This window comes from Microbispora sitophila (assembly GCF_014892245.1).
Taxonomy (GTDB): Bacteria; Actinomycetota; Actinomycetes; order Streptosporangiales; family Streptosporangiaceae; genus Microbispora; species Microbispora siamensis.
Window position 1 is genome coordinate 1 of record NZ_JADBGC010000029.1, and the last position, 25,166, is coordinate 25,166.

25 protein-coding genes, 2 tRNA genes and 1 riboswitch are annotated in these 25,166 nt (G+C 67.8%); of the genes, 16 read left to right on the forward strand and 11 right to left on the reverse strand.

The features are described 5' to 3' along the window. Positions 1-409 precede the first annotated feature (409 nt). From IL992_RS37865 to IL992_RS37890, 6 genes are all read right to left on the reverse strand, one after another. On the reverse strand, positions 410-2,998 hold the full coding sequence (locus IL992_RS37865) for a valine--tRNA ligase (RefSeq protein ID WP_193208126.1): 2,589 nt from the start codon (positions 2,996-2,998) through the stop codon (positions 410-412). Positions 2,999-3,071: 73 nt separating this feature from the next. Continuing rightward, positions 3,072-4,355: an ATP-dependent Clp protease ATP-binding subunit ClpX gene (gene clpX / locus IL992_RS37870; RefSeq protein WP_079317756.1), complete on the reverse strand. Its 1,284-nt coding sequence runs from the start codon at positions 4,353-4,355 to the stop codon at positions 3,072-3,074. Between the two features lie 222 nt (positions 4,356-4,577). Continuing rightward, a complete protein-coding gene (locus tag IL992_RS37875) occupies positions 4,578-5,225 on the reverse strand; it encodes an ATP-dependent Clp protease proteolytic subunit (RefSeq protein WP_193208127.1) in 648 nt (215 codons plus the stop codon). A 14-nt stretch (positions 5,226-5,239) separates the two neighbouring features. Beyond that, positions 5,240-5,884 carry a ClpP family protease gene (locus IL992_RS37880; RefSeq protein WP_030509565.1) on the reverse strand — a complete coding sequence of 215 codons (645 nt, stop codon included), beginning with the start codon at positions 5,882-5,884 and terminating at the stop codon, positions 5,240-5,242. A 356-nt stretch (positions 5,885-6,240) separates the two neighbouring features. Continuing rightward, a complete protein-coding gene (gene tig / locus IL992_RS37885; RefSeq protein WP_193208129.1) occupies positions 6,241-7,635 on the reverse strand; it encodes a trigger factor in 1,395 nt (464 codons plus the stop codon). 201 nt (positions 7,636-7,836) lie between these two features. Further along, on the reverse strand, positions 7,837-8,703 hold the full coding sequence (locus IL992_RS37890; protein ID WP_079317764.1) for a helix-turn-helix domain-containing protein: 867 nt from the start codon (positions 8,701-8,703) through the stop codon (positions 7,837-7,839). 276 nt (positions 8,704-8,979) lie between these two features. Here IL992_RS37890 and IL992_RS37895 point away from each other — a divergent pair, with 276 nt between their 5' ends. Continuing rightward, a complete protein-coding gene (locus IL992_RS37895) occupies positions 8,980-9,459 on the forward strand; it encodes an ATP-binding protein (protein WP_193208130.1) in 480 nt (159 codons plus the stop codon). Positions 9,460-9,573: 114 nt separating this feature from the next. Further along, complete coding sequence (locus IL992_RS37900) at positions 9,574-10,221, forward strand: class I SAM-dependent methyltransferase (RefSeq protein ID WP_193208131.1); 648 nt, start codon at positions 9,574-9,576, stop codon at positions 10,219-10,221. A 230-nt stretch (positions 10,222-10,451) separates the two neighbouring features. Here the strand turns inward: IL992_RS37900 and IL992_RS37905 are convergent, their stop codons facing one another. Beyond that, positions 10,452-10,763, reverse strand: a complete 312-nt coding sequence (locus tag IL992_RS37905; RefSeq protein ID WP_193208132.1) for a hypothetical protein — start codon at positions 10,761-10,763, stop codon at positions 10,452-10,454. A 231-nt stretch (positions 10,764-10,994) separates the two neighbouring features. Between IL992_RS37905 and IL992_RS37910 the strand changes: the two genes are divergently transcribed. Together IL992_RS37910 and IL992_RS37915 are read left to right on the forward strand one after the other, a co-directional pair. Further along, positions 10,995-11,135, forward strand: coding sequence for a hypothetical protein (locus IL992_RS37910; RefSeq protein ID WP_193208133.1), 141 nt, complete (start codon positions 10,995-10,997; stop codon positions 11,133-11,135). 8 nt (positions 11,136-11,143) lie between these two features. Further along, entirely contained in the window at positions 11,144-11,482 is a 339-nt protein-coding gene (locus IL992_RS37915) for a tyrosine-type recombinase/integrase (RefSeq protein WP_193208134.1), read from the forward strand. A gap of 190 nt (positions 11,483-11,672) precedes the next feature. Here IL992_RS37915 and IL992_RS37920 read toward each other — a convergent pair. Continuing rightward, positions 11,673-11,743, reverse strand: a tRNA-Gly gene (locus IL992_RS37920). A gap of 90 nt (positions 11,744-11,833) precedes the next feature. Here IL992_RS37920 and IL992_RS37925 point away from each other — a divergent pair. Together IL992_RS37925 and IL992_RS37930 are read left to right on the forward strand one after the other, a co-directional pair. Then, positions 11,834-11,910: transfer RNA gene (locus IL992_RS37925), tRNA-Pro, on the forward strand. Positions 11,911-12,073: 163 nt separating this feature from the next. Continuing rightward, positions 12,074-12,835: an enoyl-CoA hydratase gene (locus IL992_RS37930; RefSeq protein ID WP_193208135.1), complete on the forward strand. Its 762-nt coding sequence runs from the start codon at positions 12,074-12,076 to the stop codon at positions 12,833-12,835. A gap of 3 nt (positions 12,836-12,838) precedes the next feature. On the opposite strand, the gene IL992_RS37935 is transcribed toward IL992_RS37930, so the two are convergent. Then, entirely contained in the window at positions 12,839-13,261 is a 423-nt protein-coding gene (locus IL992_RS37935) for a VOC family protein (protein ID WP_226874552.1), read from the reverse strand. 20 nt (positions 13,262-13,281) lie between these two features. On the opposite strand from IL992_RS37935, the gene IL992_RS48710 reads away from it, so the two are divergent. The 7 genes from IL992_RS48710 to IL992_RS37970 all read left to right on the forward strand — a co-directional run bounded on the left by IL992_RS48710 (position 13,282) and on the right by IL992_RS37970 (position 21,080). Beyond that, complete coding sequence (locus IL992_RS48710; protein WP_193208136.1) at positions 13,282-13,779, forward strand: DUF2087 domain-containing protein; 498 nt, start codon at positions 13,282-13,284, stop codon at positions 13,777-13,779. 77 nt (positions 13,780-13,856) lie between these two features. Further along, entirely contained in the window at positions 13,857-15,215 is a 1,359-nt protein-coding gene (locus IL992_RS37945) for a TrpB-like pyridoxal phosphate-dependent enzyme (RefSeq protein ID WP_193208137.1), read from the forward strand. A 162-nt stretch (positions 15,216-15,377) separates the two neighbouring features. Beyond that, positions 15,378-17,111, forward strand: a complete 1,734-nt coding sequence (locus IL992_RS37950) for an ATP-binding SpoIIE family protein phosphatase (protein ID WP_193208138.1) — start codon at positions 15,378-15,380, stop codon at positions 17,109-17,111. An 87-nt stretch (positions 17,112-17,198) separates the two neighbouring features. After that, positions 17,199-17,765, forward strand: a complete 567-nt coding sequence (locus IL992_RS37955; RefSeq protein WP_182900108.1) for a TIGR03086 family metal-binding protein — start codon at positions 17,199-17,201, stop codon at positions 17,763-17,765. Between the two features lie 234 nt (positions 17,766-17,999). Continuing rightward, the gene (locus tag IL992_RS37960; RefSeq protein ID WP_193208139.1) at positions 18,000-18,803 is read left to right on the forward strand and encodes a DeoR/GlpR family DNA-binding transcription regulator; all 804 of its coding nucleotides are present in this window, start codon (positions 18,000-18,002) and stop codon (positions 18,801-18,803) included. Positions 18,804-18,866: 63 nt separating this feature from the next. Further along, positions 18,867-19,925: a galactose-1-phosphate uridylyltransferase gene (gene galT, locus IL992_RS37965; protein WP_193208140.1), complete on the forward strand. Its 1,059-nt coding sequence runs from the start codon at positions 18,867-18,869 to the stop codon at positions 19,923-19,925. Positions 19,926-19,995: 70 nt separating this feature from the next. Next, a riboswitch (cyclic di-AMP (ydaO/yuaA leader) is annotated at positions 19,996-20,134 on the forward strand. Positions 20,135-20,189: 55 nt separating this feature from the next. Beyond that, the gene (locus tag IL992_RS37970; RefSeq protein ID WP_193208141.1) at positions 20,190-21,080 is read left to right on the forward strand and encodes a coiled-coil domain-containing protein; all 891 of its coding nucleotides are present in this window, start codon (positions 20,190-20,192) and stop codon (positions 21,078-21,080) included. Between the two features lie 13 nt (positions 21,081-21,093). On the opposite strand, the gene IL992_RS37975 is transcribed toward IL992_RS37970, so the two are convergent. Beyond that, positions 21,094-21,543 carry a tyrosine-type recombinase/integrase gene (locus IL992_RS37975; RefSeq protein ID WP_193208217.1) on the reverse strand — a complete coding sequence of 150 codons (450 nt, stop codon included), beginning with the start codon at positions 21,541-21,543 and terminating at the stop codon, positions 21,094-21,096. 1,495 nt (positions 21,544-23,038) lie between these two features. Then, a complete protein-coding gene (locus IL992_RS37980) occupies positions 23,039-23,302 on the reverse strand; it encodes a hypothetical protein (protein ID WP_193208142.1) in 264 nt (87 codons plus the stop codon). 508 nt (positions 23,303-23,810) lie between these two features. On the opposite strand from IL992_RS37980, the gene IL992_RS37985 reads away from it, so the two are divergent. The 3 genes from IL992_RS37985 to IL992_RS37995 are packed head-to-tail and all read left to right on the forward strand — an operon-like array spanning position 23,811 to position 25,163. Then, a complete protein-coding gene (locus IL992_RS37985; protein WP_193208143.1) occupies positions 23,811-24,056 on the forward strand; it encodes a hypothetical protein in 246 nt (81 codons plus the stop codon). A gap of 5 nt (positions 24,057-24,061) precedes the next feature. Further along, entirely contained in the window at positions 24,062-24,616 is a 555-nt protein-coding gene (locus IL992_RS37990) for a dihydrofolate reductase family protein (protein WP_193208144.1), read from the forward strand. 37 nt (positions 24,617-24,653) lie between these two features. Next, positions 24,654-25,163 carry a DinB family protein gene (locus IL992_RS37995; RefSeq protein WP_193208145.1) on the forward strand — a complete coding sequence of 170 codons (510 nt, stop codon included), beginning with the start codon at positions 24,654-24,656 and terminating at the stop codon, positions 25,161-25,163. Positions 25,164-25,166 lie beyond the last annotated feature (3 nt).

The following is a 25,166-nucleotide window of genomic DNA, read 5'->3' on the forward strand; positions in this document are numbered from 1 at the left end:
GTCTTGCTGGTCTTAATTCTTCCCGACCGGCTCTTTCGTGTCAAATCCGCCCCACCGGGACCTACTTGACCCGAAACCCGCCGACCGACAGGAATTCGACCCCCCGTTTCCGGGGCAACCCCTCTAATTTACCTGATTCTCGAAAGCCCGTCGAATCGTGACGAGGCATCCCGAGATCGGGTTCGATTAGAAGGAGTTGCTGAGAGCCTAGCAGCCGATCCCCGGAGGGGGGTTCAGGCTCGCCGGTCCTCAGCGCGTGCAGAAAGACTAGCACCCGTCCAGAGGTGCTGCGCACAACTTGGGCAACTTTGTGGTCCTCCCCTGTCTTCAGGGTCTTCAAACCTCTGCCGCCACAAAGCTTCGGATGCCTGTGCGCTCTCGTCGCGACGAGAGCGCACAGGACGACGACCTAGGCCGGCAGGGCTGCGAGCTGGGCTTCGAGACGGGAGATGTCCTCGGCGGCCTGCTCGGCCCGTCGGCGCACCTTCGTCACGACGTCCTCGGGCGCCTTGGCCATGAACTGCTCGTTGCCGAGTTTCGCCGCGACCTGGGCTTGTTCCTTGCGTGCCGCCGCCAGGTCCTTCTCCAGCCGCTTCCGCTCGGCCACGACGTCGATGGCTCCGGCCGTGTCGATCTCCACGAGCACCGTGCCGACGGTGAGCCGGGCTGTCGGGCTGAACGTGTCCGCCGGTTCGTCCAGGCGCAGCAGAACGCGGATCGCGCCCTCATGGGCGGCGAGAGCCGTACCGGACAGGGACAGTCGTGCGGCCACCCGCTGGCCGGGCTTCAGGCCCTGATCCGAGCGGAACCTGCGCACCTCCGTCACGAGGTCCTGCAGTGACGCGATCTCCTGCTCGGCCTCGGGGTCGAGCAGTCCGGGCGTGGCCGAGGGCCAGGGAGCGACCACGATCGACTCCCCGCCGGTCAGAGCCCGCCACAGCTCCTCAGTCACGAACGGCACGAGCGGGTGGAGCAGCCGGAGCAGCGCGTCGAGGACATGCCCCAGCACCCGCTTGGTGTTCTCGGCCACCGCGCCGCCCTCGGCGAACTGGACCTTGGCCAGCTCGACGTACCAGTCGAAGACCTCGTCCCAGGCGAAGTGGTAGAGGGCGTCGGAGGCCTTCGCGAACTCGAACTCCTCGAAGGCCGCGTCGACACTCGTGACGACCTCCTGCAGGCGCGACAGGATCCACCGGTCGGCCGCGGTGAGGTATTCGGGCAGGCCGTCGGAGACGGCGCCGTTCATCAAGGCGAAGCGGGTGGCGTTCCAGATCTTGTTGCAGAAGTTGCGGGATCCGGCCGCCCAGTCCTCGCTGATCGCCACGTCGGAGCCCGGGTTGGCACCGCGCAGGAGCGTGAATCGCGTGGCGTCCGCACCGTAACGCTCGATCCAGTCGAGCGGGTCGACGACGTTGCCGAACGACTTCGACATCTTCTTGCCGAACTGGTCGCGCACCATGCCGTGCAGCGCCACCGTGCGGAACGGCGGCTGGCCGTCCATCGCGTACAGCCCGAACATCATCATCCGGGCGACCCAGAAGAACAGGATGTCGTAGCCGGTGACGAGCACGGTCGTCGGATAGAAGCGGGCCAGATCGGGTGTGGCGTCGGGCCAGCCCAGCGTGGAGAACGGCCAGAGTCCGGAGGAGAACCACGTGTCGAGGACGTCCTGGTCCTGCTCGTAACCGGCCGGCGGCTCCTCGTCGGGCCCCACACAGACCATGTCGCCGTCCGGGCCGTACCAGACGGGGATCCGGTGTCCCCACCACAGCTGCCGGGAGATGCACCAGTCGTGCATGTCGTCGACCCAGTCGAAGTAGCGCTTGGCCAGCTCCGGCGGGTGGATGCGGGTGCGGCCGTCGCGCACGGCGTCACCCGCGGCCTTGGCCAGCGGTGTGACGTTGACGAACCACTGCAGCGACAGCCGGGGCTCGACCACGGTCTTGCAGCGGGAGCAGTGCCCGACGGAGTGCACGTACGGACGCTTCTCCGCGACGATGCGGCCCTGCTCGCGCAGCGCGGCGACCACGGCGGGCCGCGCCTCGAACCGGTCGAGGCCCTGGAAGGGCCCGTGGGCGGTGATGATGCCGCGCTCGTCCATGATGACGAGCGACTCCAGCGAGTGGCGGCGCCCGATCTCGAAGTCGTTCGGGTCGTGCGCGGGGGTGACCTTGACCGCGCCGGTGCCGAAGGAGGGGTCCACGTGCTCGTCCGCGACGATCGGGATGCGCCGCCCGGTGAGCGGGACCTCGACATACTTGCCGACCAGGTGCGCGTAGCGCTCGTCGGCGGGGTGGACGGCGACCGCGGTGTCGCCCAGCATGGTCTCGGCGCGGGTGGTGGCGACGATGATCTCCTCGTCGCCCGAGCCGTAGCGGATCGAGACGAGCTCGCCGTCGTCGTCGCTGTGCTCGACCTCGATGTCGGACAGGGCGGTCAGACAGCGGGGGCACCAGTTGATGATCCGCTCGGCGCGGTAGATGAGCCCGTCGTCGAACAGCTTCTTGAAGATCGTCTGGACGGCCCGGGAGAGCCCTTCGTCCATGGTGAAGCGCTCGCGGGACCAGTCCACGCCGTCGCCGAGCTTCTTCATCTGGCCGAGGATCCGGCCGCCGGATTCCTCCTTCCACTGCCAGACGCGCTCGACGAACGCCTCACGGCCGAAGTCGTGGCGAGACAGGCCCTCCTTGGCGATCTCGCGCTCCACGACGTTCTGCGTGGCGATGCCGGCGTGGTCCATGCCGGGGAGCCACAGCGTCTCCATGCCCCGCATCCGGGCCCGCCGGGTGAGCGCGTCCTGGATCGAGTGGTCGAGGGCGTGGCCCACGTGGAGCGACCCGGTCACGTTGGGCGGGGGAAGCACGATGCTGTACGGCTCGCGCCCGCTGCCCGGGTCCGCTGTGAAGTAGCCCGCCGATACCCAGCGCTCGTAGCTCCGGGTCTCGACATCGGCGGGGGCGTACTGGGTGGGCAGCTCAGACGTAGTCACGGTGCCCAATTCTAGGGACGTCCGGACGCCACCCGAGCCGTCGCCGCACGCCCTGTGGACAACGTGCCGGCGAAGGCCCGCGTCAGGCCGACTTCTCCCTCGGGGTCCGCTGCTGCTTGGCCTGCAGCTGGTCGCGTGGCACCAGGGTCGGATTCACGTGCTCCAGCACGGCCTCGCGAGTGATGACGACGCGGGCCACGTCCTGGCGGGAGGGCACCTCGTACATCACGGACTGGAGGACTTCCTCCATGATGGCGCGCAGCCCCCGGGCGCCGGTGCCGCGCAGGATGGCCTGGTCGGCGATGGCCTCCAGCGCGTCGTCGGAGAACTCCAGCTCGACGTTGTCCAGTTCGAGCAGGCGCCGATATTGCTTGACGAGCGCGTTGCGCGGCTCGGTGAGGATCTGGATCAGCGCGTCCCTGTCGAGGTTGTGCACCGACGTGATCACCGGGAGGCGCCCGACGAACTCGGGGATCATGCCGAACTTCAGGAGGTCTTCCGGCATGACGTCGGAGAAGATGTCGGAGGAGTCCATCTCCTCCTTCGAGTGGATGATCGCGTTGAAGCCGATGCCCTTCCTGCCGACCCTCGACTCGATGATCTTCTCGAGGCCGGCGAAGGCGCCGCCGCAGATGAACAGCACGTTGGTGGTGTCGATCTGGATGAACTCCTGGTGGGGGTGCTTGCGCCCGCCCTGCGGGGGCACGCTCGCCGTGGTCCCCTCCAGGATCTTCAGCAGGGCCTGCTGCACGCCCTCGCCCGACACGTCCCGCGTGATCGACGGGTTCTCGCTCTTCCGGGCGATCTTGTCGACCTCGTCGATGTAGATGATGCCGGTCTCGGCCTTCTTGACGTCGTAGTCGGCGGCCTGGATCAGCTTGAGGAGGATGTTCTCCACGTCCTCGCCGACGTAGCCGGCCTCGGTCAGCGCGGTCGCGTCCGCGATGGCGAACGGCACGTTGAGCATCTTGGCGAGGGTCTGCGCGAGCAGGGTCTTGCCCGACCCGGTGGGACCGAGCAGCAGGATGTTGGACTTGGCCAGCTCCAGGCCGTCGTCACGGCCCCGCTCCCCGGACTGGACGCGCTTGTAGTGGTTGTAGACCGCTACCGACAGCGCCTTCTTCGCCTTGTCCTGCCCGATGACGTACGCGTCGAGGAACTCGTAGATCTCGCGCGGCTTGGGGAGGTTGTCCCACTTGAGCTCGGAGGACTCGGACAGCTCCTCCTCGATGATCTCGTTGCAGAGATCGATGCACTCATCGCAGATGTAGACGCCTGGTCCGGCGATGAGCTTCTTGACCTGCTTCTGGCTCTTGCCGCAGAACGAGCACTTCAGCAGGTCTCCCCCGTCGCCGATGCGTGCCACCCCAGATACTCCTTTGCGTGGGACCGCCCCTGCCGCCGCGGTCGCTTCCGTCCGCACCCTGCTCGCGAGCCGGGCTCATGATCCTGGGATCGCGATCCGGTGCGAAAACGTCATCCCGCTCAGGTTTCGACGTTACCGTCTCTCGGGCCCTCAGTGAGCCCCCTAGCGGTGAGTCGCACCGGAACGTGCCCAAATGGGCACCGTTCCGGTGCGGCAACTCCCTCAGGAAGCGGCGACCGCCGCCGCGCGCTTCTTCCGCGACGGGATGATGTCGTCCACCAGCCCGTACGCCTTCGCCTCCTCGGCGCTGAGGATCTTGTCACGCTCGATGTCCTTGCGGACCTCGTCGGGCGACTTGCCCGAGTGCTTCGCCACGATCTCCTCGAGCAGCGACCTCATCCGCAGGATCTCACGAGCCTGGATCTCGATGTCACTGCCCTGGCCACCGCCCTCGGTGTAGGGCTGGTGGATCAGCACGCGGGCGTTGGGCAGAGCGAACCGCTTGCCCGGCGTGCCGCCGGCCAGCAGGACCGCCGCGGCCGAGGCCGCCTGCCCAAGGCAGACCGTCTGGATCTCGGGCCGGACGAACTGCATGGTGTCGTAGATCGCGGTCATCGCGGTGAACGAGCCGCCCGGCGAGTTGATGTACATGCTGATGTCGCGGTCCGGGTCCAGCGACTCCAGCGTCAGCAGCTGTGCCATCACGTCGTTCGCCGAAGCGTCGTCGATCTGGACGCCGAGGAAGATGATGCGGTCCTCGAACAGCTTGTTGTAGGGGTTCATCTCCTTGACGCCGTACGACGTGCGCTCGACGAAGGAGGGAAGGACGTAGCGGCCGTTGATGTCACCCGGCCGGATCAGCTCACTCATCTGGGAAGCTCCAGTCACGAGACGGCGCCCTCGGAGGGCACCTGGCGGGCGCTGCGCACCACGTGGTCGATGAAGCCGTAGTCCTTGGCCTCCTCGGCCGTGAACCAGCGGTCCCGGTCGGAGTCGCGCTCGATCTGGTCGAGCGGCTGGCCGGTGTGGAAAGCGATCCGCTCCGCGAGCGTCTTCTTCACGTAGAGCATCTGCTCGGCCTGGATCGCGATGTCGGCCGCGGTGCCGCCGATGCCGCCCGACGGCTGGTGCATCATGATCCGGGCGTGCGGGAGCGCGTATCGCTTGCCGCGGGCGCCGGCGCAGAGCAGGAACTGCCCCATGGAGGCGGCCAAGCCCATGGCGACCGTGCAGACGTCGTTCGGCACGTACTCCATCATGTCGTAAATCGCCATGCCGGCGGTCACCGAGCCACCGGGGGAGTTGATGTACATCCAGATGTCGCGGTCGGGGTCATCGGCGGCGAGGAGCAGGAGCTCAGCGGCCAGCCGGTTGGCCACCTCGTCGTTCACCTGGGTGCCGAGCACCACGATCCGCTCGCGCAGCAGGCGCTGGTAGAGCTGGTCCTCGAGGCGGGAGGGGCCACCCTCCGGGCTCCGGGCCTCGAAGCCGGAACCACCGGTCGGGAAGAAGGTCGGCGGGCTGGTCACAGCGTCACCTTCCGATGCGTCGTAATCGATTGGCTTTGCTTGTGACCTTAACGCGCGACGCGGACAGGTCATGCCCGTGCGCCGTACTGTTCGCTGACGGCGCATGCCCGGCCCGCGGCGGGGCGCCACGCCGCAACGCCCGTGTTTACCGCCATGGCCGCGCGGGCAGGGACACACGGATCTCAGCCGTACGATTGCTCCCCGATACGCGGCAAGAAACAAATTTGCAGGGATTTGCCCGAATATAACCGGAAACCCCCGACGCACCCGAGTGCGACGGGGGTTTCACCGTTGCCGCCGCACCGACCGGCCTCCCGGCCTGCCGGCGGCAGGAAGTCAGGCGAGAGCCGACGGAATCAGCTTTCCTTGGCCTCGTCGGCGGGCTCCCCGGCGCCCGCCTCCTCCACGCCCACGGCCTCCTGCTCGGGGTTGAGCTCGGCGTAGATGGCCTTGATGTCCACCTCGTTGCCGGCCGTGTCGGTCACCTTGGCCGCGTCGCCGATGAGGGTCTTGGCCTTCTCGCGCACGATCTCCATCATGGCCAGCGGGAGCTGGTTGTTGTCGGCGAGGTGCTGGGCCAGCGTGTTCGGCGCGACGCCCATCTGCATGGCGCGGCGCACCACGAAGTCGGTCAGCTCCTGCTCGCTGACGCCGATCTCCTCCGCCTTGACGATCTTGTCGAGCACGAAGCCGGACTTCAGCGCCTTGGCCGAAGTCGCCTCGTACTCGGCGAACAGCTCCTCCTCGGTGGTCTGCTGAAGGCGGAGGTAGGCCTCGCGGCTCAGCCCGCTCTCGGCGACCTGGTGCTCGAGGTTGTGCTTGCGCGCGTCGATCTCCGCCTGGAGCGCGCTCTCGGGCAGCGGGATGTCGATCCTCTCGAGCAGCGCGTCGAGCGCCTTCTCGCGGCTCTGCACGACCTGGTCCACCAGCTTGTTGCGGCGAACCTGCTCACGGATGCTGTCCTTGAGCTCGTCGAGCGTGTCGAACTCGCTGGCGAGCTGCGCGAACTCGTCGTCCAGCTCGGGCAGCACCTTCTCCTTGACCGACTTGACGTTGATGATCACGTCGGCCTCCTCGCCGGCGTTCTCACCGCCGACGAGCGTGGTGCGGAAGGTCTTCTCGTCGCCGGCGGCCATGCCCTGCAGCGCGTCGTCCAGACCCTGCAGGACCGAGCCCGCGCCGACCTCGTACGACACGTCGGCGGCCTGCTGCTCGTCGAGGTTGCGGCCGTCGATCTCGGCGCGCAGGTCCATCACGACGTAGTCGCCGTTCTGGGCCGGCCGCTCGACGCCGGTCAGCGTCGCGAAGCGCTGGCGCAGGGCCTCGAGCTGGGCGGTGATGTCCTCGTCGGTCACCTCGGCGGGGTCGACCACGATCTCGGCGCCCTGGTAATCGGGGATGTCGAAGGCGGGGCGGATGTCCACCTCGGCGGTGAACTCGACCTGCTCGCCGTCCTCGATCTTGGTGACCTCGATCTCCGGCTGGCTGACCGGGAAGACCTCGGTCTCGTCAACGGCCTGGCCGTACAGCTTGGGCAGGGCGTCGTTCAGGGTCTCCTCGAGAACCACCGCGCGGCCGAAGCGCTGCTCGATGATCCGGGCCGGCACCTTGCCAGGACGGAAGCCGGGCACGCGCACCTGCTGCGCGACCTTCTTGTACGCGGCCTGCAGGCTCGGCTCGAGCTCCTTGAACGGCACCTCGACGGTGAGCTTGACCCGGGTAGGGCTGAGCTCCTCGACAGCGGTCTTCACGGGGTGGTCTCCTTGATCCAGCATCTGGTGATCGCGGGCACGTCGTGCACGGCAACCGCGGCACAGTAACGCGCGCCGCGCCCACGTGAGAGGCGCAGGATCACCGTCTCGCCTGCACGCGACCTGTCCGGGCATGCTCGACTGTGGCGGGTGTCCAACGCCAAGGGCAGTCTAGAGCAGATGAGGCCCGGTAGCGACTGCTCAGAGGTCGGCCATGATCTGCCGCAGCAGGTCCACCGTCTCCGTTGGGGTGGTGCTGACCGCGCAGAGGCGTTCCATGACCTCGCTGTAACGGTCGACCTCTTCCCGTTTGTCCAGGTAAAGCGCGCTGGCGAGCTGCTCGACGTACACGATGTCGGGCAGGTCGGGATCGGCGAACCGCAGGATGCTGAAGGCGCCGCCCTCGGCGGCGTGTCCGCCATAGCTGAACGGAATGACCTGGATCGTCACGTTGGGCTGGTTCATGAGGTCGATGAGGTGCTGGATTTGACCCCGCATCACCTCGACTCCGCCGATCGGGCGGCGCAGCGCGGCCTCGTCGATCACGGCCCAGAACTTGGGGCTGTTCTCTCCGTCGAGGATGCGCTGGCGTTCCAGCCGCAGGTCCACCCTCCTGGCGATCTCCTCCGGCGCCGCGCCGACCGCACCGGCCATGATGACGGCCCGCGCGTACTCCTTTGTCTGCAGCAGGCCGGGGACGAACTGCACCTCGTAAGTACGGATGCGCTCGGCGGCCTCCTCCAGGCCGACGTATGCCTGGAACCACGAGGGCAGCAGGTCGTTGAACCTGTGCCACCACCCGGGCTCGTTGGCCCGTTCGACCAGGTTCATCACGACATCGCGCGTCTCCTCGTCCTCCACCCCGTAGAGGGCGAGAAGGTCGACGACGTCGCGTTCCTTGAATCCGACCCGGCCCAGCTCCATCCGGCTGATCTTCGACTCGGACGCCCGGATGCACTGGCCGGCCTGGTCACGGCTGATGCCCTTGCTCTCACGGAGCTTGCGGAGCTGAGAACCGAGAAGGATGCGCAGAGCCGTCGGACCCGATCCAGCCTGGATCTGTATCACGGCGCCTCCCTCTCACCTCGGCCCTGTGTGCCGCCAAGGGACGACCCGCACGACACCCCCAGCCCACACAGTGTCACCACTTCGGGGCCCGATGACAAGGTCTGATCTACGTGTCCCTGACGGTTAGCACTTCCGCATTGTGCGTCTGCACATGACAATTGCACGTGCATTTGGGTCTTGCAGCGGCAGGAGGCGCTGATCCATCATGTCTAGGTGCATATTGGGCCAAAATGTGCACCAGTCCTCGATTCAGGCCAGCGGGAGGTACGGGCAACCATGTCGGACGAGCCCAAACCCGGCGGCCAGCTGACCCGCGACGTGGGATTCGGCTGGTTCCGGAGGGCGGCAGGGGCGTCCGATACGACGATGTGCCCCCTGGCCCCGCAGGCCGACTCCGTAAAGACCGCTCGTGACGTCACGCGGACGACCCTGCAACAGTGGGGTCTGTCGGAACTGAGCGACGACGCGGCCCTGGTCGTGAGCGAACTGGTGACGAACGCGGTCCGTTACGCTCTGTATCCGGCGAACCGCGACGGCGACCGGCCGATAACGCTGACGCTTCTGCGCATCGCCCCGCACGTGCTGCTCGCCGTCTCGGATCCGAGCGACCAGGCGCCGTCGCCCGTGCAGCCCGACTTCGTGTCGGAGCACGGACGCGGCCTCTACATCGTCGAGACCTACAGTCAGGCGTGGGGCTGGGACGCGCTGGACGAGGGCGGCAAGGCCGTCTGGGCCCTCTTCCGCACCGGCGACTGACGATTCCTCGGCGCTCTGCCGTTCCCCACCCTCGCTGCAATCGGCCATACGGACGATCCGCGCTCCGGGTCACCGGATCGGCTCACCTCGGGGCCAGGAACTATTGTCGCGAGCATGGTCGAACACGATGCCCTCGGTGCCACCCGCGAGGCTTACGACGCTGCCGCCTCCACCTATGCGCAACTGTTCAGCGACTCGCTGCGTGACAGTCCCCTGGACCGCGCGATCTTGGGTGTCTTCGCCGAGGTCGTAAGGGCGAGTGGGGACGGTCAGGTCGCGGACCTGGGATGTGGGCCTGGCTATATCACCGCTTATCTAGACGAGCTGGGGCTGGCGGCGTTTGGGGTTGATGCCTCTCCTGCGATGATCAGATTGGCTCGACAGGCCTATCCGGGCCTGCGGTTCGGCGTGGGTTCGATGGCCGCTTTGAACATCGCTGACGGCGTGCTGGGCGGCGTACTCTCACGTTGGTCCATCATCCACACTCCGCCGCAGGAAGTCCCCGTCATCCTGGCGGAGTTCCATCGTGTGCTGGCACCCGGCGGCCACCTTCTGATCGGCTTTTCGGCAAGCGATGATCCGTCTCACCCGACGCAGGTCTTCGATCACGCAGTCGCGCCGGCCTATCGGTGGTGGCCTGATCACCTCGCCGCGATGCTGCACGAGTCCGGGTTGCCCGAAGTTGCCCGGATGGTTCGCCAGCCCCAGCCCACCGACCGACGGCAGTTCCAGGAGGTTCAACTGCTCGTCCGCAAAGCCTAGGCAGGGGCTGTCTGACCGAACGCATGAGCGCATCCAACCTGCCGCACGGGGAGCCGTCCGGCTCCAGGCATCGGCCCATGATCAGGGCTCACTGCCCGTTCAAGCTCTGATTCGGTCGAACACACCTTCTGAACCGCAGGTCCCCAAACGACATCGCGGTCGTCCAGATCCGTCCGGCTCAGCTCCCGATCATCCGTCCGGTTGGCTCCCAAGGTGGCTCCCAGAACCGGCTACTCGTACAGGTGGGCGGCGTGGATCTGGAGAGCGAGCGACTGCCATGTCGGCGGGTCGACATCGTCCTTGAACGGGGCTCCTTCACGGACACAGCCGTCCTGGAGCCATGCTGCCCAAGCTCTAAGGAAGTCGCCAACGTACATGCTGCTCCAGCGGCCCTCGACGAGCCGCTTCCCCTCGCAGACTTGCCGTTCGCACTCGGCGCGATCGGCATCGAAGTCGTCAGCCATGATCTTCAGGTAGGCGGCGAAGTCTCGCATGTCATGAACACGCTCGACCTTCGGGGGAAGTTCACGCGGTGGTGTCATGAGGACGAGAGTAGAAGGCGAACTGTCAGCATGGATCACGGCCCGTGCCGGCGCTGAGCTGGGCATGGAGCCGCTCATGAGTGACCGTGGTTGCCCCCACGCTCCCCTGGCTAATTGCACGCCAATTGCACGACGATCAGCCACTGGAGCTTGGGGCTACCACTCCTTACCTTCGGCCTGGCGTTGCTCCTTCATCACGGCGATCGCCGCACCCATCGCACGGAGCACCTTGTGCGCGTGCTCGCGATCAACACCTATGCGGGTCTGGAAGTCCCACTCATTGAGGTGGACGCCGTTGCAAATCTCGTTGAGAGCGTTGTCGACGAGGTGATCAAGCCCGCTACCTCAGCCAGCTACGGCCGACCGCAATGAGCATGCCCTTGGAGATCACCCTGGAGCCGAAGCGCCCCCGCCGGAGGCGAGATCTTGGCTTGTGGCGTGGCGTTCCCTATCCGGAACTCCTCCCCCAGCTTCGCGAACACGTCGAGGCGCTACTCGGACAAGGCGCGGACGGCTGGGTCTTCGTCGACCCCAAGCGCGCTCGGCTCCGGCGCTCCGGCTTCCGCCGGACCTGGAACAAGACCCGTACAGCGGTCGACCTTCCCGATCTCCACTTTCACGACCTGCGGCACGTGGGGAACACGCCGGCGGCTGCCAACGGTGCCGGCCTCAAGGAGCTGATGGCACGCATGGTCACTCGTCCACTCGGGAGGCCCTGATCTACCTGCACGCCAGGCAGGACCGTGATCAGGCGATCGCCAGAGCGCTCGGGCAGGCGTGCAAGACGGCGGCCGGAACGAAGATCGAGAGCTGAAGTGGCACACGTATGGCACGGAAGATCGGAAACATCTTCCTGAGATCACAAAGGCCAGGTTCCCCGTACGGGATAACCTGGCCTTTCGCACTGAGAGCGGACGACGGGAATCGAACCCGCGTAGCCAGTTTGGAAGACTGGGGCTCTACCATTGAGCTACGTCCGCGCGCGCCCGGTGTCCATCTGGTCTAGACTTCATCCGGTCGTCAGGGCGTAAGCGTACCGGAGTCTCGGACTGCTCGCGTACCCGACGAGACGGGGCGTGGCGCAGCTTGGTAGCGCGCTTGCTTTGGGAGCAAGAAGTCGCAGGTTCAAATCCTGTCGCCCCGACCAGCGATCACGCACTACGGAGGCCGCTTCCGATCATCGGAGGCGGCCTTGTCCGTCCCTTGGGTGACCAACTGAGTGACACGGCTCCGCCGGTCACCGGTACGGGAGCAGCCCGGCGCGTTTCTATAACCTGTTCTCGCCGTATCCCGGAACGCTGAGGAGCATCATGGGCGACCTGGTCCTCGTCGACCGGCCCTCCGAGGCCGTCGCGGTCGTGACGCTGAACCGTCCGCGCAAGTACAACGCGATCTCCAAGGCGCTGCTCGAAGAGTTCCATGACACGCTCAAGCGGCTCGCGGAGGAGCCGGACCTGCGCGCGATGGTCCTCACCGGGGCCGACCCCGCCTTCTGCGCCGGCCTGGACCTCGGCGAGCTGGAAGCGGGGGTGAAGATCGGCCACCCCGACTCCATCCTCCCGCTGCGGAACTTCCCGGTGCCCGTCATCGGGGCGGTCAACGGCGTGGCGGTGACCGGCGGCCTGGAGTTCGCGCTCGCCTGCGACTTCAGGATCGCCAGCGAACGGGCGCGGTTCGCCGACACCCACACCCGCGTCGGCATCGTGCCCTCCTGGGGCATGACGGCCCGGCTCAGCCAGGCCGTCGGGCAGGCCTGGGCCCGGCAGATGACGTTCACCGGGGATTTCGTCGACGCTGCCCTGGCGCTGCGCATCGGCCTGGTGAACGAGGTCGTCGCGCACGACCGGCTGCTGCCCCGGGCCGTGGAGCTCGCGCAGAGCATCGCGACGACGACGCCGGAGACGCTGGGCAGGATCCGGGAGATCTACGACCTCCTGCGCGACGGCACCGGCGCCGACGGCCTCCGGGCCGAACTGGAGACCGGCCGGGACGGGCTCACCATCGCCGGCCCCGAGGACTTCGCCGCCCGCAGGCGCGCCGTGTTCGACCGGGGCCGGACGCAGGCCCGCTGAAAGTCACTCCTCCTCGACGTACGGATGGGTGAGGAACTCGATGGCGTGGCCGTCGGGGTCGTCCACGTAAACCCCGCGGCCGTGGTGACGGTGGTTGATCTGCTGCGGCTCCTGGTGCTGCGGACCGCCCCAGTACGGCAGGCCCCGTTCGGCGATGCGCGCGCAGATGGCGTCGAACTCGTCCTCCGAGACGAGGAACGCCAGGTGCTGCATGACGATCCGGTCCCGGTCGACGATCGAGTCGGCGTAGTCGATCGTCACCCCGTTGCCGACCCGGACCGTGGCGAACGGCCCGAACGCGCCGGGCTCGGGCTCGCCGAGCAGCCCGGTCAGGAACCGGGCGGACTCGAAGCGGTCGCTGCTGTGCACGATCGTGTGGTCCAGTTGAGCGGTCACGTCGCCCTCCAGGTTTCCTACGGTCCTCATCGAGCCAATACCGTGGACAGGTGATCGACAAGCACATCTCCCGCGTACTCGGGCTACTCGGGCAGGACGACACGCTCCGCGTCCTCGCCGGGCTGGTCCTGCGTCCCGGTGAGCCGCTCGACAAGGTCACCGGGCTCGACCCTGAAGCGGTGGCCAAGGCACTGGACCGGCTGGCCAGGGGCGGCCTCGCCGAACGGGACGAGGACCACTGGCGAGCTCGGCCCGAGACCTTCCGCGAACTGCTGCGTACTATCCCCTCGACGCCGGCGGACCCGATGGACGCGTTCCTGGTCGACGGGCGACTCGTCTCGATACCGGCGAAAAGGGCCAAACGGCTGATGGTGCTCGACTACGTCGCACAGGTGTTCGAGGTGGGCGTGCGCTACCCGGAGAAGGAGGTCGACGTGGCGCTGCGGGCGTTCCACGACGACTACGCCGCGCTGCGCCGCTACCTGGTGGACGAGGGGTTCCTCACCCGGGAGGCCAACGTCTACTGGCGCTCGGGAGGAACCACCTGACGCAGTTGTCTGACCGGGTCCGGCCACTTCGGCGGACGCCCTTTCCCGATGGGCCCCCGGCGCGGACACTGGGAGATATGGGCGAGCCGACCAGGGTCCTTCTCGACGAGTCCCGGATCCCCCGGAACTGGTACAACGTCGTCCCTGATCTGCCCACGCCTCCCCCGCCGGTGCTCCACCCGGCGACGCTGCAGCCGGTCGGCCCCGACGACCTCGCCCCGCTCTTCCCGGCGGCGCTGATCGAGCAGGAGGTGTCGGGTGAGCGGTTCGTCCCGATCCCCGACGGCGTGCTCGACGTCTACCGCCTCTGGCGGCCCACGCCCCTCATCCGCGCCCGGCGCCTCGAGCGCGTCCTCGGCACGCCCGCACGGATCTACTACAAGTACGAGGGCGGCAGCCCGTCGGGCTCGCACAAGCCCAACACGGCGGTCCCCCAGGCGTACTACAACGCGCGAGAGGGCGTGCGGAGGCTGACCACCGAGACCGGTGCGGGCCAGTGGGGCTCCGCCCTGGCGTTCGCGTCCGCCCAATACGGCCTGGCCTGTGAGGTCTGGATGGTCAGGGCGTCGTACGAGCAGAAGCCGTACCGCCGCACGCTGATGAAGGTCTACGGCGCGACCCTGCACGCAAGCCCGTCTGCGGTGACCACGGCGGGCAGCAGGATCCTCGCGGAGGACCCCCACTGCACGGGGTCGCTGGGCATCGCGATCAGCGAGGCGGTCGAGGTCGCCGGGCAGCACGACGACACGCGGTACGCCCTCGGCTCGGTGCTCAACCACGTCCTGCTGCACCAGACCGTGATCGGCGAGGAGGCCCTGGAGCAGTTGGCCGCCCTCGGCGAGACCCCGGACGTGGTGATCGGCTGCACCGGCGGCGGCTCCAACTTCGCCGGGCTGGCCTTCCCGTTCCTGCGCGAGAAGCTGGCGGGGCGGATGAACCCCGTGCTGCGGAGCGTCGAGCCCGCCGCCTGCCCGTCCCTGACCCGGGGCGCCTACGCGTACGACTTCGGCGACACGGCGGGGTTCACGCCGCTGATGAAGATGCACACGCTGGGGCACACGTTCGTGCCCGACCCGATCCACGCGGGCGGGCTGCGCTACCACGGCATGTCGCCGCTGCTCTCGCACGTGTACGCGCTGGGCCTGGTGGAAGCCGTGGCCGTCACGCAGACCGAGTGCTTCGACGCGGGGATCCGCTTCGCCAGGGCCGAGGGGATCGTGCCGGCACCCGAGCCCTCCCACGCGGTGGCCGCGACGATCGCGGAGGCGCTGGGGTGCGCCGAGTCGGGCGAGGAGAAGGTCATCGTGATGTCCCTGTGCGGGCACGGCCACTTCGACCTGCCCGCGTACGAGAGCCGCCTCGCCGGCCGCCTGGAGGATTTCACGCTCCCGCAGGAGCGGATCGACGCGGCCCTCGCGCACCTGCCCATCGTCTGACGCGACGCATGCCCACCGTTATCCGTTTCGTCCCTTGACCGGCGGGTACGGCTGCGCCATCGCGCCGTAATACCGACCGGAGCACTCATGTCAAACGGCTGAAATGCGCGGTATCAGCTCCATACGATTCTGGAACACCATCCGCTCTCTCCGGAGAATTCGTTGAACCGGAACTGCGTTATCAAGGACCCCGCCCCGGGCAACCGGGCGCAGTGGCGCCGCAGCAGCGCCGCGTCCGCGCACGAGCGGCTGGCTTTCCTGAATGAGGCGAGCCGGCGGATCGGCAGCACGCTCGACTTATCCGAGACGAGCCGCGAGCTCGTCGACGTGGCGGTTCCCCGTTTCGCCGACGCCGCGGCCGTGATGGTGCAGGACCGCCTCATGGCGGACGGCGAGTTGTCGTCCCGGCCGGTGGACGGGACCACCCTTGTACGCCGGGTCGCCCTGGGCGTGGCCGGCGCCGATCCGGACTCCTGGGTGAAGGCATTCCCCGTCGGCGAGGCGACGGTCTACCCGGCGATCCTTCCGCAGGCCCAGTGCATGGCCGGGGGCAAGCCGCTGATGTACCCGGCGCTCGACAAGGAGAGCGCGCGGCTGATCGGCGCCAGCCTGGACCGGGAGGAGGCGGTCGCCTCGCTCCTGACCGACTCCTCGTTCCTCGCGGTCCCCCTGCGGGCGCGGGGACGGGTCCTCGGCTGCGTGATCTTCACCAGGCGCCCGGACAGCCTGCCGTTCGAGGAACAGGACGTGGTGGTGGCCGAGGACCTGGCCGCCCGCACCGCCCTGTGCATCGACAACGCGCGGCTCTACACCAGGGAGCGCAGGACCGCGCTCACCCTGCAGAGCAGCCTGCTGCCCGTCGAACTGCCGCAGGCGCTCGGCATGGACATCGCCTCGCGCTACCTGCCGGCCAGCGACCTGATGGGCGTCGGGGGCGACTGGTACGACGTGATCGCCCTGCCCGGGTGCCGTACGGCCCTGGTGGTGGGCGACGTCATGGGCCACGGGACCAGGGCCGCGGCGACCATGGGCCAGCTCCGCACGGCCGCGCGTACACTCGCGAGCCTCGACCTCCCGCCCGACGAGGTGCTGTTCCGGCTCAACCTGATGAGCCAGGACCTCGACCCGAGCCAGATCGCGACGTGCATCTACGCCGTCTACGACCCGGTGACCCGCACGTGCGCGCTCGCCCGCGCCGGGCACGTGCCGCCGATCCTGCTGCACCCCGACCGGTCGACCGAGATCATCGAGCTGCCGTCGGGCCTGCCCCTCGGCATCGGCAGCGACCCGCTGGAGTCGCGCGAGCTGGTTCTGCCGGCCGGGAGCGTGCTCGCCTTCTACACCGACGGCCTGGTGGAGAGCCGGGAGCGGGACCTGGACGCCGGGATCATGGGGCTGCGCCGCCTGCTCGCCGGTCCGGTCGAGGACCTGGAGGACATGTGCGACGTGATCATCAGCAGCCAGCGGTCGGGCCACGAGCGTGACGACATCGCCCTGATGGTGGCCCGGGTACGCGATCTCGACCCGGACGAGGTGGCGACCTGCCCGTTGCCGTCCGACCCGCGGTTCGTCTCGCACGCCCGCCGGTTCGTCCGCGGCACGCTGCAGAGGTGGGGGCTGAGCGCCCTGGTGGACAGCACCCAGCTCATCGTGAGCGAACTGGTCACCAACGCGCTCAAGCACGGCTGGCCGCCGATCGAGCTGCGCCTGCTGCGCGGCCGCACGCTGGTGGTCGAGGTCGTCGACGGCTCCCCCGCCACTCCCGCCCCGCGCACGGCCACCCCCGACGAGGACACCGGCCGCGGTCTCCAGCTGATCAAGCGGTTCGCCTACCGCTGGGGCACCCGGCCCACGCCGTACGGAAAGATCGTCTGGGTCGAGCAGCACGTCCCTTGACCCGGGCGTTCCCTCCCCCGCGAGCGTGTATGACTGATCGTTGAGAAGAGTTACGTTCGAATGGGGAGTTCGTGGCGAGGAGGGGACATGATCGACATCCGTGACGCGTACCGCAGGGCGCTGGACGGTTTCGGGGACCGCCTCCATCTCGTCCGCCGCGGACAGTGGGAGCTGCCGACTCCTTGCGTCGACTGGGACGTCCGGGGGCTCGTCAATCATGTCGTGGCCGAGAACCTGTGGGCCCCCGAACTGCTGTCCGGCCGTACGGTCGCCGAGGTGGGGGACGCCTTCGAGGGCGACGTGCTCGGCGACGACCCGCTCAAGGCGTTCGAGGCGTCCGCGCAGGGCGCCGTCCAGGCGGTGTACGCCGAAGGCGCTTTGACCAGCGTGACCCACCTGTCCTTCGGCGACGTGCCGGGCGAGGAGTACATCACCGAGCTGTTCGCGGACGCGCTGATCCACACCTGGGACCTGGCACGTGCCATCGGCGGGCCGGAACGGCTCGACCCCGAGCTCGTCGCCTCCTGCTCCGAATGGTTCGAGAAGGCGCGGGAGGACTACCGCGAGGCGGGGGTCATCGGGGACGAGCGCGGCGTCCCGGCCGGCGCCGATCAGCAGACTCACCTGCTCGCCGCCTGGGGCAGGAACCCTTAGGTCCTACCGCTCAGGTCCTATCGGCCTGTGGGCCGCCTGCCGTGGTTGGCCTTCTTCTTCTTGCGGGCCTTCGACTTGCGTGCGCGCCTGCCCATCACGACCGCCTTCCGTCGAGTACGGCTTTCGCTCACTGTCCTCCCCCGGACCGCCGTCGGCAAGTACTCACACCCCAACTCAACATGTCTCCACGTACGTGGGGCATAATTTGTTTGAATCTGTTGACAGGAGTGGTGGATGCTGGCCCAGCAACGGCAGCAGGCGATCCTGGAGAGGGTACGCAGAACCGGCGGGGTGCGCGTCGCGCAGCTCGTACGCGACCTCGGGGTCTCGGACATGACGATCCGCCGCGACCTGGAGGTCCTCGCGGAACGCGGCCTGATCGTCAAGGTGCACGGCGGGGCGACCGCCACCGGCACCGGCTCGACGGAGGAGCCGGGCTTCGCGGCGAAGTCCGTGCGGCAGCAGGCCGAGAAGGAGGCCATCGCCCGCCGGGCCGCCATGCTCGTACGGCCGGGCAGCTCGGTCGCCCTTTCGGCCGGGACCACGACCTGGACACTGGCCCACCACCTGGTGGATGTGCCCGAGCTGACCGTGATCACCAACTCGGTCCAGGTGGCCGACGTCTTCCACCGGGCGGGACGGCCCGACCAGACCGTGGTGCTGGTGGGAGGCGTGCGCACGCCCTCCGACGCGCTGGTCGGCCCGGTGGCCGTGGCGGCCGTCCGCTCCCTGAACGTCGACACGCTCATGCTCGGCGTGCACGGCATGAGCGTCCGAGCCGGTTACACCACGCCCAACCTGCTGGAGGCGGAGACCGACCGCGCCCTCATCGCGGCCGCCCAGCAGCTCGTGGTCCTGGCCGACCACACCAAGTGGGGGACGATCGGCATCAGCACGATCGCCGCCCTCGGCGAGGCCGGCGTGGTCGTGAGCGACGTCGGCCTGCCGGAGGAGGCGCGCGTCGCGCTGTCGGAGCACGCCGGCGAACTCCTCCTCGCCGATCCGTCCGGGGAGACCGAGCTGGAGACCGCACTGTGACGCCGGACCTCTGGAAGCCCGCCATGACCCGGGACACCGCACCGTGAAGCTGGAGACCGCTCTGTGAAGCGCACCATCACCCATCTCGCCGACGGCCGTGAGCTGATCTACTTCGACCGGCGCGACGACGCCGACCACAGCGCCACCGACACCAGGGACCTGCCGCCGCGCCCGCTCGCCTCCGAGCTGCGCTACGACCCCCTGATGGACGAGTGGGTGGCCGTCGCGCGGCACCGTCAGACGCGCACCCACCTGCCGTCCGCCGAGGAGTGCCCGCTCTGCCCGGGCCATCCCGGCTCGGAGATCCCCTCGCCGTACGAGGTGGCGGTGTTCGAGAACCGCTTTCCGTCGTTCAGCTTCAACACCGGAGCGTACGAGCAGGTGGGCGGGCTGAGCGAGGTGCGGCCGGGGATCGGGCGCTGTGAGGTCGTCTGCTTCACCTCCGACCACGACGCGTCGTTCAGCTCTCTGAGCGACGAGCAGGCCGAACTGGTCGTCGAGGCCTGGGCCGACCGCACGGCCGAGCTGTCCTCGCTGCCCGGCGTCGAACAGGTCTTCTGCTTCGAGAACCGCGGCGCCGAGATCGGCATCACGCTGCCGCACCCCCACGGGCAGATCTACGCCTATCCGTACGTCACGCCGCGTACCCGGCAGATGCTGGACGCCGCCGCCCGCCACCAGGGCGGCAACCTGTTCGCGGACGTCCTGGCCGCCGAGCGGAGGGGCCCCCGGGTGGTGGCCGCCAACGAGCACTGGACGGCCTTCGTCCCGGCCGCCGCGCGTTATCCGTTCGAGGTGCACGTCTACCCGCACCGTCACGTGCCGGACATCCCCGCGCTGTCGCCCGAGGAACGGGCCGCGTTCGCGCCGCTCTACATCGAGGTGCTGCGCCGTCTGGACGGGCTGTTCGGCGTCGTCATGCCGTACGTCGCCGCCTGGCACCAGGCCCCGGTCACCTACCGGCGCGACCTCGCCTACCTCCACCTGCAGCTCTTCACGATCCGGCGGGCGCCGAACAAGCTGAAGTACCTCGCCGGATCGGAGTCGGCCATGGGCGCGTTCGTCAACGACGTGCTCCCCGAGGAGGCCGCCCGGATGCTTCGCGAGGCGATAACGGATTGATCTCCGAATGGTTGCGGCTTGGGTGGCAGCCATGGTTTCTTTACCACTAGTATCCCTGACACCGGACGTCACAACCGGTACGCCTAATCCCGGGCGCCCCGCCCGGGAGCCGGGGACCCAACCACGCACCTGGGGTCAAGGCAGTCGCCTGCCCGGGCTTCTCCAGCCCGAACCCGTCAGCTAACCCGGTCGGCAGATGGAGAGGAGTGGGCTCTGCCCCGCGCGTTCCCCCTGGCTGTCGGTGCGCTCGCCTCCGCCGTCCTCGTGTTCGGCGCGGCCACCCCGGGCGCCGCCGACCCCAAACCGACGGAGAAGCAGCTCAAGAAGGAGCTGTCGGACCTGCGCAAGAAGGTCGACCGGTTGATCGGCGACTACAACGCCAAACGTGTCGCCCTCGCCAAGGCCCGCGTCGAGGAGAAGGCGGCCCGCGGTCGGCTGGCCAAGGCCGAGGCCGACTACGAGGTCGCCAGCGACGCCGTACGGCAGATGGCCGGGCTGCGCTACCAGACCGAGAGCGCGATGGCGCTGCCCGACATGAACACCGCCGCCCTGAACTACCAGCTCAAGGAGGAGCAGGCCGCCAGGCTCGCGCGCTTCGACCAGGTCCGCGCCGAACGGCAGCGGGCCGCGGACGCCGCCAAGACGCTGACCGAGCAGCTCAAGGCGCAGGCCGCCGAGGTCGCCGGACAGCGCGAGGACGCCGAGGACCTCATCGACGAGATCAAGGACAAGCTCGACGCGCTGATCCCGATCGCGCCGGGCAAGCGCGCGGGCGGGTCGTGGGCGCCGGAGCTGCCCGGCGGCGCCGACAACATCACCCCGCGGATGCGGCTCATGCGCACGGAGGTCGAAAAGCACTTCGACCTGCGGTTTCCGGTCGGCTGCTACCGCGCCGAGAACAGCGGCGAGCACCCCCTCGGGCGCGCCTGCGACTTCATGATGAGCTCGGGCGGCGCCATGCCCTCCCCCGAGATGAAGGCGTTCGGCGACAGCCTGGCCGCCTGGGCCATCAAGAACGGGCCGAAGCTGGGCGTGATGTACGTGATCTGGCAGCAGCGCATCTACAACCTCGGCCATCCGGGCTGGCGAACCATGTCCGACCGCGGCGGAATCACCGCCAACCACTACGACCACGTACACATCTCGATGTACTGAACCCGCAAGCCGCCTACCCGGACGTTCGGCCCGGGCAGGGCAGCTCAGGGCACATCGAGGGCACTTGAGCTGTCTGCCGGCCCTCGGCCCAGGCGCTCTCGATGGCCGCCCGCATCCGGTCCTCACTGGAGGGCATCAGGTGGGTGTACGTCCGCAGGGTGAAGCCAGGGTCGGCGTGGCCGAGGAATTCGGTGACCGCCTTGATCGACACACCGTCTTCGAGGAGCACCAAGGCGAAGTGATGCCGCAGCATGTGGAAGCCGTTCTCCCGCGTAGTCGGGAGTCCCGCCTTCTCTAGAGCCGTCTTCCACGCGAAGCGGTTGAACTCGTTGCGGACGATCACGGTTCGCTGGCGAGTGGTGAAGACGAGCCGAGCAACCAGCGCGCGAGGAAGGTCACCGGGAGCAGGTACACGGGAGGCAGGGCTTGACCCTCCGTCCCCGGCCCGCTGTCGCTTCGCGATGGGTCGACGGCAGACGAGAGATCAGGACGGGGAAGACTGCGCGGGGACGTGGGCACCCTTGGAGATCAGATTATGACGGGCACCTATCCGGTGCACTTCTCTAGCTGTTCGAGAATCTGGCCGTACCCTCGATCTATGGCGACCTTGAATCGTCGGCCATCTGCGATCGTGATACAGACAACCGCTCGATTCAGCACGGAGGCGACTTCCTCCGGGGTGGGAGTGCGGACCTTGACAAATGCCTCCTGACGTGGAATCACCCGACGGGAGATCTTCCCATCAGGATCAATGGAATGCGCCAGGGTGTCAGGCGTAACGGTGATATACCCACCTATCCACCCACGATGAGACGCATAGGAAGGCACATCGAAGCCGTATACCAGGCCCGGAACGGTAACAGACCCATCGGTATGTGACACGGGACAAGGCAGCCCTAGGCGTCTCCCCACGAGGTTTCCGAGCCACGAAGCAGTCAGGTCTCTGATCAGGTCTCCAAGCACGGCAGCTCCTAGCATTGGTCGCCTTTGCCGCGCGCGGCATCGCTGTCATGAGGACGAATAAGAGCGACCCCAAGGTTCCTGAGCGAGTCCGGTCCGACTCCAGGGCACAGTCAGGGCACATGAGCGCGAAAAACAGCGCGAAACGATGAGAACCGGCGAACGCCGAAAGCCCGGCTCTGCGTAAGAGCCGGGCAGACGTCGCAGGTCAGCTGTCAGGACGGATTAGATCTCGATGTACTGAACCCTCCCGCCGTCTACCTGCACGTTCGATCCGAGCAGGCGGCCCGCGGAACGTGCCGGCCGTAGATGGCGGGACTGGAAGTTCTGATCGCAGAAGCTTATGTCTTCCGCTTGAGTTCCTCGCGGATCTCGCTCATGGTCCAGATCAGACCGCCCAAGAAGGTCAAGGCGAGGACACGATCCCATCGACCGTCTCGAAACAGTAGCCAGACGGCGAGGGCGCCTACGACGAAGCCGGAACACAGTCCCCGCGCCAGGCCCCGAAGCGCGGGCCGCATCAGCGGCACCAGCCGTTCCCTGTGGCGACGAAGCATCCAGAACGCGACCATCACCACAGTAGGCAATAGGAGAAGCACGGTGACAAGGACAGCCGCCACCGTCAGGTCCTCATTGTCCCAAGTGGGAGATCGTCCACGGCGAGGATGTTACCCACCAGGAGCGGCAACGGCTGTAGCCGGCTGCGCACCCGAGGGCACATCCAGGGCACATGAACGCGAAAAGCAGTGCGAAACGATGAGAAGCGGCGAACGCTGAAAGCCCGGCTCAGCGCATGAGCTGAGCAGTCGCCGCAGGTCAGCCGCCAGGACAGATCAGATCTACGACGTGTGATCTCCAGAGTCGTCGCTGGAGGAAAATCCCTTTTCTTCAGGCTCTCGGCGGCGGAGTTCAGGCCACCAGGCAGATCTCGATGTACTGAACCCGCAAGCCGCCTACCCGGACGTTCGGTCCGGGCAGGGCAGCTCAGAGACTGTCGCTCAATCCCAGTAGTTGAACAGCAGTTCGCCGAGGGTCTGGGGCTTCCAATCAGCGATCTGGTTGCGTTCTGCCCTGTCAAGGTTTGACGTATCGATCAAGCCGATAGGGGTGTTTAAGTCGGTCGAGGTCAGAACCTGGAAAGCGTCCAGGGATCGTAACGCTTCTTCAAGGGAATCACAGCTCTCGCAAATGATCACGCCGTCAGCCGGAACCTGAGCGATCGCAAGGACCGGTAGGTGCATGTGACCGAGTACTGCGGCCATGGACTCGCCGTGCCGAATCACTGCTGTCCGAAAGTTGGGCGTGACCTCCGGCTGCCTGATCTCCAGAACCCTGCCGCGCACAAGCCGAGCAGCCTCGTGACAGACTGAGGCGAAAACCCGCGCATCCGTCAAGGGCAGCGGCTCGGATCTGAAATCTCGGAACCCCGTCGCACCTCGCGGCAAGCGACTCAGATTGAGACCCCTCTCAGTCGCCATCGACGCTCCCGCTTGCCTGACCGGTGTCGTCCCTCATCGAAGGTACACCTCACGGCGTGCCCCTCTCCTGCGCCTGTTTCTCGGCGTCGATCCTGGTTCGCTCTGCCAGTCGGCGAACCGTTGGGTTGGCGTCCACAGGAGTGGTCATCGACCACGGCGAACTCCCCGGGTCACCACCTTCCACATAGTGGCGGCACTGGCGCGAAGGGTCACTTCAGCTGAGGACTGGGTTTCTCGATAAGCCTGTCGCATGGAGATCACCCGGTGCCGCCTGCCGCCCTACGATCAGGCCATGCGTACTGCGTACCAAGAGGCGCTGGTGATGATCGGCTACGTGCTGGGCATGGTCGTCACGCCTGTCGTCGCCGATTGGGCGAGTGGCCGGATCGGCGGAAGGCTGCTCGACGAGGCCATGCTCACGTGCACGGCGTTGTTCGAGCTCGCGTTCCTCTTCGGCCTCGCCCGGCTCCTCCTCCGAGTGCCGCGACGGCTCGCGAGCGCCTCCGCAAGGCGCCGGCGGACCCGGAAAGCGGGGTGACCGTCGTGGGTGAACTCATCGCGGACCTGTTCGTGTCGCTCGACGGCTTCGCCGCCGGCGTGGACGTGGGCGCCTTTTTCGGCTACCCGGGCCCCGGCCTCGACGCCTGGATACGCGAGGCGACCGAGCAGCCGCAGCTGATGCTCATGGGGCGCGTCACCTATGAGGCGCTCGCGGCGATCTCGTCCACGGCCACCGACGAGGCGAGCACCCGGATGAACGACCTGCCGAAGGCCGTTTACTCCAACACCCTGCGAGAGCCGCTCGCCTGGAGGAACACCCGGCTCGTACGCGGCGACCTCGCCGAGCGGGTTCGGGCGCTGAAGCGGGAGTCGGACGTGCCGCTGCGCTCGATCGGCAGCCTCACGCTGGTCGGAAGCCTGGTGGAGCTCGGGTTGGTCGACCGGCTGCGGGTGATGGTCTTTCCCCTCACGCTGGGCGGCGACGGCCGGGAGCCCGCCTACGCCGGCTACCCCCGGACGGGGCTGGAACTGGCCGGCACCAGGGTCATCGACTCGCGCATCGTCCTGCTCGAATACCGGCCGGCGAGCTGCAAATGACATGACTCCGCGCCGCGGCTCAGGGCAGGATGCCGGAATGACCGACACACGTATCGATCCCCCTGTCGCCGCGGACGAGCGCGCGATGCTGCGCGCCTGGCTGGACTGGCACCGTGAGACCCTCGCGGTGAAGTGCCAGGGCCTCACGGAGGAGCAGCTGCGGCTGCGCTCCGTGCCTCCCTCCAGCATGTCGCTACTCGGCCTCGTACGGCACATGGCCGACGTCGAGCGGAGCTGGTTCCGGCGGCGGCTCAACGGCGAGGACCTCGGCGGCATCTACTACAGCGACGACGACCCGGACGGCGAGTTCGACAACGTGGACACCGCGTCCGCCCAGGAGGCCTTCGCGACCTGGCGCGCGGAGATCGAGCATGCCCGGGCGGCCGAGGAGGCCTGTGCCGACCTGGACGCGCTGACGAAGACGGACCGCCAGGGAGTCCACTATTCGCTGCGCTGGATCATGTGCCACATGATCGAGGAGTACGCCCGCCACAACGGCCACGCCGATCTGCTGCGCGAGCGCATCGACGGGGCGACGGGCGAGTAGCCC

What these genes read in the sequence shown, in the direction of transcription:
- IL992_RS37955 (WP_182900108.1), top strand. Translation starts at nt 17,199, where the DNA reads ATGATCGACATCCGTGACGCGTACCGCAGGGCGCTGGACGGTTTCGGG.
- IL992_RS37985 (WP_193208143.1), top strand. Translation starts at nt 23,811, where the DNA reads ATGCGTACTGCGTACCAAGAGGCGCTGGTGATGATCGGCTACGTGCTG.
- IL992_RS37875 (WP_193208127.1), bottom strand. Translation starts at nt 5,225, where the DNA reads ATGAGTGAGCTGATCCGGCCGGGTGACATCAACGGCCGCTACGTCCTT.
- IL992_RS37945 (WP_193208137.1), top strand. Translation starts at nt 13,857, where the DNA reads ATGGGCGAGCCGACCAGGGTCCTTCTCGACGAGTCCCGGATCCCCCGG.
- IL992_RS37905 (WP_193208132.1), bottom strand. Translation starts at nt 10,763, where the DNA reads ATGACACCACCGCGTGAACTTCCCCCGAAGGTCGAGCGTGTTCATGAC.
- IL992_RS37895 (WP_193208130.1), top strand. Translation starts at nt 8,980, where the DNA reads ATGTCGGACGAGCCCAAACCCGGCGGCCAGCTGACCCGCGACGTGGGA.
- IL992_RS37930 (WP_193208135.1), top strand. Translation starts at nt 12,074, where the DNA reads ATGGGCGACCTGGTCCTCGTCGACCGGCCCTCCGAGGCCGTCGCGGTC.
- IL992_RS37980 (WP_193208142.1), bottom strand. Translation starts at nt 23,302, where the DNA reads ATGGCCGCAGTACTCGGTCACATGCACCTACCGGTCCTTGCGATCGCT.
- IL992_RS37960 (WP_193208139.1), top strand. Translation starts at nt 18,000, where the DNA reads ATGCTGGCCCAGCAACGGCAGCAGGCGATCCTGGAGAGGGTACGCAGA.
- IL992_RS37935 (WP_226874552.1), bottom strand. Translation starts at nt 13,261, where the DNA reads ATGAGGACCGTAGGAAACCTGGAGGGCGACGTGACCGCTCAACTGGAC.
- IL992_RS37995 (WP_193208145.1), top strand. Translation starts at nt 24,654, where the DNA reads ATGACCGACACACGTATCGATCCCCCTGTCGCCGCGGACGAGCGCGCG.
- IL992_RS37900 (WP_193208131.1), top strand. Translation starts at nt 9,574, where the DNA reads ATGGTCGAACACGATGCCCTCGGTGCCACCCGCGAGGCTTACGACGCT.